Annotated in this window: 7 protein-coding genes; 6 read left to right on the top strand and 1 reads right to left on the bottom strand. The window is 70.2% G+C overall.

What is annotated here, in order from left to right; translation table 11 throughout:
• Nucleotides 1-2 precede the first annotated feature (2 nt).
• Entirely contained in the window at nucleotides 3-959 is a 957-nt protein-coding gene (thrB, locus tag QM714_RS07560) for a homoserine kinase (RefSeq protein ID WP_415099109.1), read from the top strand.
• A gap of 583 nt (nucleotides 960-1,542) precedes the next feature.
• Here thrB and QM714_RS07555 read toward each other — a convergent pair.
• Nucleotides 1,543-5,811, bottom strand: coding sequence for a patatin-like protein (locus QM714_RS07555; RefSeq protein ID WP_415099107.1), 4,269 nt, complete (start codon nucleotides 5,809-5,811; stop codon nucleotides 1,543-1,545).
• A gap of 347 nt (nucleotides 5,812-6,158) precedes the next feature.
• Here QM714_RS07555 and rho point away from each other — a divergent pair, with 347 nt between their 5' ends.
• From rho to QM714_RS07530, 5 genes are all read left to right on the top strand, one after another.
• The gene (gene rho / locus QM714_RS07550) at nucleotides 6,159-7,982 is read left to right on the top strand and encodes a transcription termination factor Rho (RefSeq protein WP_415099105.1); all 1,824 of its coding nucleotides are present in this window, start codon (nucleotides 6,159-6,161) and stop codon (nucleotides 7,980-7,982) included.
• Nucleotides 7,983-8,175: 193 nt separating this feature from the next.
• Complete coding sequence (rpmE, locus tag QM714_RS07545; protein WP_415099103.1) at nucleotides 8,176-8,418, top strand: 50S ribosomal protein L31; 243 nt, start codon at nucleotides 8,176-8,178, stop codon at nucleotides 8,416-8,418.
• Between the two features lie 91 nt (nucleotides 8,419-8,509).
• Entirely contained in the window at nucleotides 8,510-9,583 is a 1,074-nt protein-coding gene (gene prfA / locus QM714_RS07540; protein ID WP_415099101.1) for a peptide chain release factor 1, read from the top strand.
• Nucleotides 9,580-10,449 (top strand): peptide chain release factor N(5)-glutamine methyltransferase, encoded by an 870-nt coding sequence (prmC, locus tag QM714_RS07535; protein ID WP_415099099.1) that lies wholly within the window; start codon nucleotides 9,580-9,582, stop codon nucleotides 10,447-10,449. Before prfA ends, prmC begins: the two co-directional genes overlap by 4 nt.
• 27 nt (nucleotides 10,450-10,476) lie before the next feature.
• Complete coding sequence (locus QM714_RS07530) at nucleotides 10,477-11,127, top strand: L-threonylcarbamoyladenylate synthase (protein ID WP_415101015.1); 651 nt, start codon at nucleotides 10,477-10,479, stop codon at nucleotides 11,125-11,127.
• The last annotated feature ends 1 nt before the right edge of the window (nucleotide 11,128 follow it).

The following is an 11,128-nucleotide window of genomic DNA, read 5'->3' as shown; positions in this document are numbered from 1 at the left end:
ACGTGGTCACCTTCGTCCACGGCCCGGTCCGGGTCTCGGTGCCCGCCACGTCGGCCAACCTCGGTCCGGGTTTCGACGCACTCGGCCTGGCGCTCTCGCTGCGCGACGAGCTGGTCGGCGAGGTCGTCTCCTCCGGATTGTCGGTGTCGACCGAGGGCGAGGGGGCCTCCACTGTGCCCGCCGACGAGTCACATCTGGTGGTCCGTGCGATGCGGGCCGCCTTCGACGCGATGGGGTGCACGCCACCCGGCCTGTCCCTGTCGTGTGTCAACGCTGTGCCTCACTCGCGAGGGCTCGGCTCCTCGTCGGCGGCGATCGTCGGCGGGATCTGGCTGGCCCGGGCGCTGGTCGCCGGCGGCCGGCTGCTGATGGACGACGACGCCTGCTTCCAGCTCGCCACTGCTCTGGAGGGTCACCCGGACAACGTCGCCGCCGCTGTGTACGGCGGCTTCGTCATCTCCGGCGCCTCCGGGCCATCTGGGCCCTCTGGAGAGTTGGCGGAGTCGGGGTCCGACGGCAGCCGCTTCTTCGCCGTACCCTCTGGTGTCGACCCGCGGGTCAGCACCGTGGTCTTCGTGCCGCCCGCAGGCGTGCCGACCACGCTGGCCCGCAAACTGTTGCCGGAGACGGTCCCGCACGACGACGCGGCCGCCAACTCCGGCCGGGCTGCGCTCCTCGTCGCGGCGCTCGGCGCACACCCCGAGCACCTTCTGCTCGCCACGCAGGACCTTCTGCACCAGGACTATCGGACGCAGGCGATGCCCGAGTCGCTCCGGTTGATGCACCGGCTCCGTGCCGACGGGATCGCCGCCGTGGTCTCCGGGGCAGGCCCCACCGTGCTCGCCTTCTCCGCCGGTCATCGGGGTGCTGCCTGTCAGACCGAGCTCCGAGCCCGCTGCCCCGACGGCTGGACCGCGCTGCACCTCACCGTCGAGCGGGACGGCGTGCTGGTCCGCTGAGCCGGGTTGGTCTTGCTCGGCGGCGGGGTTGCTGGTGCTGCCCGGCGTCTCGCGTCCGGTCGGCATCTGCCGCGGTCTTCTTGCGTCTCCCGCGGTCCTATGGTGGCAAAGTGCCTCGTATACCAGGCCCCAACCCACTACAGCGCCGCGGGAGTTGGGTCCGGGCCACCACAGCACCGCGGCAGACGGGGTCGGGATGCAGTTTCGGCCCCATCGGCGAATCCTGCGGCGTCGTGAGAACGGTTACTGGTGTGTAGGACACATATGCCGACCGTACGCACCAGTAGCCGGACGATGGCCTGTCGTTTCGGGCCAATCGGTGCGCCAGTCCCCGGAGTCCACGCCTGTCTGACCCCATGGGTCATCCGGGTTGCTGCTTCATCAAGGTAAGTGGGTCAGGCGTCACTTCTCATTGCGTGCACGCCATGAGAAGTGCAGGCACATCGAGATACCTTGATGAAGCAGCGACAGGAGTGACCACCGCGGACCAGCAACCCGGCCAACGACCCAGACCACCGGCACGTCTCTCCGCGTCACTACTCTGTCGGCGAGCACCCATAGGCCCGCGGCAGATGGCCCCGAGTCAAGCCCGGTGCAGCGTGGCGACCAACCGGTCGACGGCGTGCCGGAGTCGAGCGGGGTCGGGGGAGTCGCTGGCCAGGACGGCGTGGACGTCGGTGAGTCGCTTGCGTGCAGCAGGCGAGATGACGGCGCCGGGGCCGTCGCTCCACTGTGCCAACACGGCTGGGAGGCGGGCGACGTCATCGGGCGAGAGCACCCGCGGAGCGTTCCAAGCGCGGACCAGGGCTACGGCGGCGCGGGCGTCGCTGACCCGTTGCTCGAGCATCCCGCCTGCCTTGGTGAGCACGGCACCGGTGTCGTCGAAGCCGACGAATCGGCGGTACGACGTGCCGCGGGCCAGCAGGTCGTCGGCGAACAGCCGCTGGCGGGCTGACGCCTCCGGGTCGGCCGATCCGGAGGTGGTGTCGGCCCGGTCGATCTCGGCCCGGGCGATCTCGAGCAGACCGACCAGCGGCATCACGACGGGGACCACGATCAACAGGGTCAAGGCGAAGGTCACCGCGGTGGCAAAGACGACGCGGCGCCAGAGCGGGTTCTCCGCGCCGAGCGCCTCCAGGCTGGCCACCCAGGCGACGACAAGATAGATGCTCCCGTAGACGACCGACCAGCCGGCGCCGGTGGCGCGCGGCGCAACCACAGCGGCGTACTCCCAGCCGGCGGAGGCCGGCGCGCCCGGCCGGCGGGTAAGGACCGAGAACCAGCGCGACTCTTGGTTGGCGACGAAGCCGCCGAGTGCGACCGCCGCGAGTGCCGGCAGCCACAGCCACCGGTGGTTCGCCTGGGCGAACTCGATCACCGAGGGGTCGACCAACCGCCAGGCCAACAGGGCCACCAACAGCGCCAGCAGCGCCAGCCCGACCAAGGTCGAGAGCGCCCAGAGCACGGACGCCAGCCGACGCAGCCAGACCTGCAGGGCGTAGCGAGTCCGACTCGATGGCGCCGACCCGGCCGGGCGTGGCCGGATGAAGCCTTGCCGATCGGCCATCGTGTCCAGAGCCGCCCACACACTGCCACTGGCGACACCGATGCTGCCCAGCCCGATCAACCCGAGCGCCAGCGCAGCCACGATGACGACGGTGGAGACACCGGTCGCGTCGGCATGGCCGGCCGTGACGGCGTACGCCGTCAGCGGGATCACCGGGGTCAGCAGCACCACACTGTGCAGCAGCGAGCCGGTGCGCAACGCGCCGTAGGCGAACCCCGCCAGCAGCGCTCCGGCCCCGAGCGCGGCGGCGATCGGCTGCAGACCAGTGGAGAGCACACCGAAGAGCGCCAGTGCGAGCGCCGTGCCACCGAGCGCCAACGCCAACAGCGACAGACCACGGGCGATCGTCTGCCGGGAGCTGAGTCCCCAGATCGCCCAATAGGGGAGCAGCATCGTGCCGCGCAGCGCCCGGGTCACCGGCTTGGCCGCGGAGAGCCCGGATCGCTTGGAGTCGGCCACCGTCGAGGCGACCGCGGCGGCCGAGGCAGCCGTGCGGATCATCAGGTCGCTGCTGGCCTCCTCGCGCAGCGGCTCCCAGCCGATGCCGGCCCGGTCGAAGGCGTCCAGTGCGTCCCGCCGATCCTGCGGGGACGGCCCGGCGCCCTTGGCTGACGGCGTGTCCAGGCGACGGATCAGGTCGGTCTGCTGAGCCAGGAAGAGCTCGCCCCGCGAGCGCGGGTTCGCGCCGTCGACCCGGTCCGCAGCGATCGCCTGTGCGAGGGCGGGCAGCTCGCCGGGCAGCGCGTCCAGGTGCAGGGCCCAGGCGAACACGGCACCCAGCTTGGACAGCGCGGCAGGGAGGTCACCGTCCTCGACCCCGGTCAGGTCGAAGACGTCGGTCAGCTCCTTGATCACGGCTGGGCGCAGGTCGGCCGCCTCCTGGGTGACCTGCAGGCGGTCGAGGATCTCGTCGGCCGTGGCGGTGGCCAGCAGAGTGGCCTCGGCCCGATCGGACTGCTCGGTGAGATAGCCGGAGAGTCGCGCCGCTCGACGGATCCGGCGCGGATCGAGCATGGCTCGACTCAGTGCGGTGGCCCCGTCGGCCCGACCCCAGATCCAGTCGTTGACCCGCCAGGAGCGCTTGAGGAACCCACCGAACCGGTTGATCGCGTCGCCGCCGAGCTTGTCGTGCGCGGTGGTGCTGTAGACCGCGAATGGGTTCTGGGTCTGCGCTGACACCTGCACCAGCTCGACCGGGAGAGTGGCACCGGTGCTGACCTCGTCGCCGAGCGTGGTGCTGGCCACCTCGAGCTGAAGCAGCCGGGTGAGGAGTACGGCGGTGCTCAGGCGCTCGGGCTGGCTCCCAGGGAACAGTGCTCGCCGCCAGTGCGCGAGGTCCTCGTCGAGTGCGGCGAGCTCGTCGGCTCGATCGGCCAGCACGCCGAGGGCGGGGCGGAGCAGCCGGATCACCGCATTCACCATGATGCGCACCTGCCGACCGGCGTGGCCGGGCGCCATGTCCGGCTTCAAGGTGGGCGTGAGCGCGCTCATGATCAGATCGGTGTCCCCCTGTGGGTGGACCTTGCCGGCCGCTGCACGCACCTCGTCGAGGGCGACGTCGCCACACATCAGGTAGTCATAGCTCGCCAACCGGAGCTGCCAGTAGGACTGGTCTGGCGCCAGCCCGAGCAGCGCGGGCTGGTCGCGCCAGCAGGCGTCGGTGAGATCGCGCGCCTGTCGGATCTTCTCGGCGAGCTGGAGGACGCCGTTGCGGGCCTGCTCGACCGCCTCGTAGTCGGGACCGGGTGGGAGCACCCACACCAGGCGCCGGAGCAGATCGTTGACCACCTCGGTCACGCCCAGCGCGGTGGTGATGCCCCAGCGCCAGCCACTCTCGTTGACGGTGTCGGGTGTCGGTGGATTGCTCGGGACGTAGGGCAAGGCGGCGCGTCCCTCGGCGGGAGCCGACTTCGCCCACTTCTCCTGGGCGCCGGCGGCAGCGGCGCGGACCCGTTCGAATCCCCAGTCCGGCGGCAGGTCGCTGACGGAGAACTCTGCCTCGATGGCGGTGCCGGTCCGTCGTGCGGCGAGGTCGCGCCCCGCCCGCCAGCGGCGCAAGCGCTCATACTGCGGGTAGATCGAGCGGACCAGGCTGGTCAGTCCCGCTGGCGTCTTGATCTGCTCGAGGATGTCGCCTCGGGCTCCCCGCCGACCGGCCGCGGCGAGGTTGTGGCGCTCCAGGGCCTCCACGTAGGAGCGGCCACCCTGGGCGGTCAGCGCGCCCAGCAGGCCGCTGAGCGCGCCCGTCACCGTCGGAGGGGCACCCTGCTTGTCGGCCGGGTCGAGGCCCGGAGCCGGAGCATGGGGGAAGACCAGCAGCACCAGTCGTCGTACCGGACCGGCCGCCGGCATCGCCTCACAGGCCTGCAATGCAGCCAGAGTCGGAGTGTTGGCGAGCACGCCGCCGTCCACGCAGAAGCGGGAGCGGTCAGAGCCGACCCGGCCGGTGCCCCAGGACTCGACCAGGTCGCCCATGTCCGGGCGGAGTCGCACCTCCGCGCTGAGCGCGTGATCCGCAGCGGGCTCTCGGTGGTCCGGCGACCCGACCGGCACGAAGGACGGCTCGAATGCCACCGGGAAGCTCGCCGAGGATCGAGACGCCAGGGCCAGACGGTGCGCCGTGCGCGGCAGGTGCTCGCGGGAGAACGGATCGTCCTCGGCAGGCCGCCCAGGCAGCCGTTGCCAGTGGAAGCGGGCCGCGTGCAGACTCTGCGGAAGGAGCTGTCCCGTCGAGTCGACCGACACCGCCTGGTTGCCGCGCAGGACCGTGGTGGTGATGGACAGATCGATAGGCGCCTCACGCGGATCGGTCACGGTGTCGGTGTCGGCGGGCGTGGCCAGCATCTCGAGGGCGCTGTGCAGGCGGGGCAGGAAGTACTCATCGCCGCGCAGCAGCGAGGTCGGCTCGCCCTGGAACGGCTGCCGCAGCAGCGACTCGATCCTGCCCTGGTCGATCCACAGGTCCCGCAACATCGCCGGGTCCTTGTGGCGGTTGACCTGGGTCAGTGCCAACGCCGCGCCGTTGATGCCGCCCGCCGACGTGCCGGTGATGACGTCGACTCGGGCCGAGCAGCCGGTGAGCAGCTTGAGCAGGGAGTACGCCGTGTCGGTGTCGGCTGCTAGTTCGGCCTTGGTGAGCCGATCGAGCTCGAGGACGACACCGCCCATCCAGACCGCGAGAGACACCCCGCCGTTGAGGACGACCGCGAAACGGACCTCTTCTGGCGGCACCGGGTGGTCGGTCAGGTGGCTGAGCAGACCCGTTCTCGCACTGATGCGGACCATGCTGACCCCTCGGGGATCCCGCGCCGGCGACCGGGCGTCGCCGTGTGATCGAACCCCTCTTGAGGGTAGGAGTCTTCGCGGGGCGAGGGGAATACCTCGTCCGGTCGGGTGCTGGATCCCGGCGATGCCACCTCGGGGACGTGCTGGTGTTAGGCTGGTCGCGCGCCATTCGGCGTACGCACCCCACACCGACATTCGTCCGGGTGCGAAGCCATCCCTCTGCTCGGCGTTTCGCGCGTCAGCACCTGCGGTCCGTGCCCACCAGGCAGCACCCGGAGGTCGAGGAATACCGATGAGTGAAGGCCGACGGGTTCACCGGTCGGCATTGATACGTGGGAAGGACTCACGTGACCGAAACCACCGAATCCGCCGCAGCCGCGCCCAACGCTGCTGAGAACGGCACGAGGAAGCGCGCCGGCGGACTCAACTCCATGCTTCTCGCCGATCTGAAGTCGATGGCCGGCGGCCTCGGCATCCGCGGCATCAGCTCGATGAAGAAGGCCCAGCTGGTCGAGGCCATCAAGGCGGCCCAATCGGGTGGCCAGTCGGGCACTGCCCGGGCCATGGCCCCGCCCCGCGAGGAGGGACGCCCAAACCAGGGGCGAGCCGACCAAGAGCGTCCAGAGCAGAGCCGTTCGGGCCAGGATCGTTCAGATCGGTCCGACGCCGGGGGCGCCGATCGCCAGGACACCCAGCAGGGCGCCGACAAGGCCGCCAGCGAGAAACAGGACGGCAAGAAGCGCAACAAGAAGGACAACAAGAAGCAGGGCTCCAACAAGCACGGCAACCAGAAGGACGCCGGCAAGCAGGGGTCAGGCAGACAGAGCGACGGGCACACAGACGACAAGCAGAGCGCGGACAAGCAGGACAAGCCGCAGCAGGGCACTCAGCAGCAAGGGGCTCAGCAGCAGGGCCAGCGCGACGACGAGGGCACCGGTCGGAGCCGCAACCGTCGGCGCCGTGGTCGCGACCGCAACCGCGACCGAATGTCCGGGTCGCGCAGCGAGCCGGACACGCAGATCCTCGAGGACGACGTGCTGGTGCCGGCGGCCGGCATCCTCGACGTGCTCGACAACTACGCGTTCGTGCGCACCAGCGGCTACCTGCCGGGCACCGACGACGTCTACGTCTCGCTGTCGATCGTCCGCAAGTACGGCCTACGCCGCGGTGACGCGATCGTCGGACAGGTCCGTCAGCCCCGCGAAGGTGAGCGCCGGGAGAAGTTCAACCCGATGGTGCGCATCGACTCCGTCAACGGCGCCGACCCGGAGTCGGCCCGCAACCGGGTGGAGTTCGCCAAGCTCACCCCGCTCTACCCCAGCGAGCGGCTCCGGCTGGAGACAGAGCCGGGCAACCTGATCGGTCGTGTCATCGACATCGCGGCCCCGATCGGCAAGGGCCAGCGCGGCCTGATCGTCTCCCCGGCGAAGGCTGGCAAGACGATGATCATGCAGTCGATCGCCAACTCGATCACCACCAACAACCCCGAGTGCCACCTGATGGTGGTGCTGGTCGACGAGCGCCCCGAGGAGGTCACCGACTTCGAGCGCTCGGTCAAGGGCGAGGTCATCTCCTCGACCTTCGACCGGCCCGCCTCCGACCACACCACGGTGGCAGAGCTCGCCATCGAGCGGGCCAAGCGCCTGGTCGAGCTCGGCCACGATGTCGTGGTGCTGCTCGACGGCATCACCAGGCTGGGCCGCGCCTACAACCTGGCGGCGCCTGCGTCCGGCCGGATCCTGTCCGGTGGGGTCGACTCCGCGGCGCTCTACCCGCCGAAGAAGTTCTTCGGCGCCGCCCGCAACATCGAGAACGGCGGCTCGCTCACCATCCTCGCGACGGCACTCATCGAGTCCGGCTCGAAGATGGACGAGGTGATCTTCGAGGAGTTCAAGGGCACCGGCAACATGGAGATCCGGCTGCGCCGGGACTTCGCCGACAAGCGACTCTTCCCGGCCATCGACGTGGTTCAGTCCGGCACTCGCCGGGAGGAGCTGTTGATGAGCAAGGAGGAACTCGCCATCGTCTGGAAGCTGCGCCGGGTGCTGTCCGCGCTCGACGGCCAGCAGGCCCTCGAGGTGCTGTTGGAGCGGTTGAAGAAGGCGCACACCAACATCGAGTTCCTGATGCAGGTCCAAAAGACCACCCCAGGCTCCCTCGGCGAGGAGTAGCCGCCCGCGGGACGCATGGCGTCGCGCCGGCGGGAATGTGAGGATTGGATCGCGCGTTGCGACCAGTGGCACAATTGCCGCGGCCTGCGCGACCGTGCGGCAGGCACATCTAGGCCCCGGTTCACCCGGTGCGGCCGATCCGAGGGTCGAGCCGCCAGGGACCCGGTGCCCCCAGGAAAGATCTGAGGACACCATGAAGAAGGACATCCACCCGGAGTACGTCGCCACCGAGGTGACGTGCACCTGTGGCAACACGTTCACCACCCGCAGCACCGCGACCTCCGGCGTCATCCACGCCGACGTCTGCTCGCAGTGCCACCCGTTCTACACCGGCAAGCAGAAGATCCTCGACACCGGTGGCCGGGTGGCCCGCTTCGAGGCCCGCTACGCCAAGATGGCCAAGAAGGACGACGAGAAGGCCAAGACCGACTCCTAGGTCCCTCCGACGCCGGCTTCCGTCCTCGCGGCGGAGCCGGCGTCGTGCATTCGGCGGCCCAAACCGCAACATCGGAGACGAGGAGGACGCGGTGTTCGAGGCGGTGGAGGGTCTGGTCGCCGAGCGGAGTGAGTTGGAGACTCGGCTGGCGGACCCGTCGGTGCATGCAGACCAGCGGGTGGCCCGAGAGCTCAATCAGCGCTACGCCGAGCTGACGGCGATCGTCACCACCTACACCGAGTGGCAACAGCTCGGCGACGACGTGGAGGCGGCCCGCGAGCTTGCGCACGAGGACGCCTCGTTCGCCCAGGAGGCCGACGAGCTCGACCAGCGTCGTGCCGCGGCCGAGGACCGGCTGCGGCAGTTGCTCGTCCCGCGCGACCCGGCGGACGCCAAGGACGCCATCCTCGAGGTCAAGTCGGGGGAGGGGGGCGAGGAGTCGGCTCTGTTCGCTGGTGACCTGTTGCGGATGTATCAGCGGTACGCCGAGCGGCGGGGCTGGCGCACCGAGGTCCTCGACGCCACCGAGTCCGACCTCGGCGGCTACAAGTCGGTCACCGTGGCGGTCAAGGCGAAGGGAACCTCCGAGCCGGGGGAGGCGCCGTACGCACTGTTGAAGTTCGAAGGCGGCGTGCACCGTGTGCAGCGGGTCCCCGTCACCGAGTCCCAGGGTCGCGTGCACACCTCGGCGGCCGGTGTCCTGGTCATGCCCGAGGCAGAGCAGGTCGACGTGTCGATCGACGAGAACGACCTGCGGATCGACGTCTTCCGTTCCTCCGGACCCGGCGGGCAGAGCGTGAACACCACCGACTCGGCGGTGCGAATCACCCACCTGCCGACCGGGATCGTGGTCAGCTGTCAGAACGAGAAGAGTCAACTGCAGAACAAGGATCAGGCGCTGCGCATCCTGCGGGCCAGGCTGCTCGCCGCCGCTCAGGAGGCAGCCGACGCGGAGGCCAGTGAGGCGCGCCGCAGCCAGGTGCGCACCGTCGACCGCTCCGAGCGGATCCGGACCTACAACTTCTCGGAGAACCGGATCTCCGACCACCGCACCGGCTACAAGGCCTACAACCTCGACCACGTGCTCGACGGTGATCTCGGCCCGGTGCTGGACTCCTGCGTCGAGACCGACCTGGCGGCGCGGCTCGAAGCCCTCGAGTCATGACGACCACCCTCGCCGCAGCCGACGTCCGCCGAGCCGCCGCCGCACGACTCCGGACTGCGGGGGTGCCGTCGCCCGAGTGGGACGCCGACGAGCTGCTCGTCCACGTGCTGGGCGCACAGCGCAGCCAGCTGCCGGTTGTCGAGGAGCTCACCGAGGGGGAGGCGAGGACCTACCTCGCCCTGATCGACCAGCGCGCCGACCGGATCCCGCTGCAACATCTCACCGGCACCGCGGCGTTCCGACACACGGAGCTCCTGGTCGGCCCCGGAGTCTTCATCCCCCGCCCCGAGACCGAGCTGCTGGCGGGCTGGGCGATCGACGCGGTGCGGGCGATCTCGACCAACGCGACCGACCTGGAACCGATCGTGGTCGACCTGTGCACCGGGTCGGGCGCGATCGCGAAGGCCGTCGCCCAGGAGGCTCCCCAAGCGAGGGTGTATGCCGTCGAGCTCGACGAGCGCGCCCTGGTCTGGGCCCGCCGCAACCTCGCCGACACGCCCGTGGACCTGCGCCACGGCGACATGGCCACCGCCTTCGACGAGCTCCTCGGCCAGGTCGACGTGATCGCCTGCAATCCGCCCTACATTCCCCTCGACGCCTGGGAGTCGGTGGCCCCGGAGGCCCGCGACCACGACCCGGAGGTGGCGCTCTTCTCCGGGGTCGACGGACTGGATGCGTTCCGAGTGCTCGAGCGCCGGGCCGCGTGCCTGCTCAGGCCCGGCGGCCGCGTCGGCGCGGAGCATGCCGACGCCCAGGGCGAGGCCGCGCCGCAGGTCTTCACCCGCACCCAGCGGTGGACCGAAGTGGTCGATCATCTCGACCTCGCGAACCGGCCGCGCTTCGTGACCGCGCGGCTGGCAGGATGACCCGGTGAGGAGGCAGCCGTGAGCACGATGTGGCCGGCTCGGACGACCGAGGAACAAGAGAAGGCCATCGATGCTGCCGCTCGGGCGATCAGCAAGGGTCTGCTGCTCGTGATGCCGACCGACACGGTCTACGGCATCGCGGCGGACGCGTTCGACGCCGACGCCGTACGCCGTCTGCTCGCCGCCAAGGGCCGTGAGCGCGACATGCCGCCACCGGTGCTGATCGGAGAGATCGACACGGTGGACGCCCTGATGGTCGGACTGCCAGACTATGCGCGCACCTTGATCCAGAAGTGCTGGCCGGGCCCGCTGACGATCGTCGGCAAGCAGCAGGAGTCCCTGCAGTGGGACCTCGGCGACACGTTCGGCACGGTCGCGGTCCGCGTCCCCCGCCACGACCTCGCCCGCGACCTCCTGCGCCGCACCGGACCGCTCGCGGTCAGCTCGGCCAACCTCACCGGGCAGCCGGCAGCGACGACGGCCGAGGATGCCGAGGAGATGCTCGGCGACCGGGTGAGAGCATTGATCGACGCGGGCCCGGCACCAGGTGTGACCCCGTCGACGATTATCGACGTCACGACCGAGCGGCCCCGCTTGCTCCGCAGGGGGGCACTGGCGGTTTCCGAGCTGAACACGCTGCTGGAGGACCACGACCTGACGGTGTTGGAAGAGGGCTGAA

Origin of the sequence: Nocardioides sp. (genome assembly GCF_047602075.1) — a bacterium.
Classification (GTDB): domain Bacteria; phylum Actinomycetota; class Actinomycetes; order Propionibacteriales; family Nocardioidaceae; genus Nocardioides.
The sequence above is the reverse complement of the archived record's forward strand: the minus strand, read 5'-3'. Positions and strand labels throughout refer to the sequence as shown.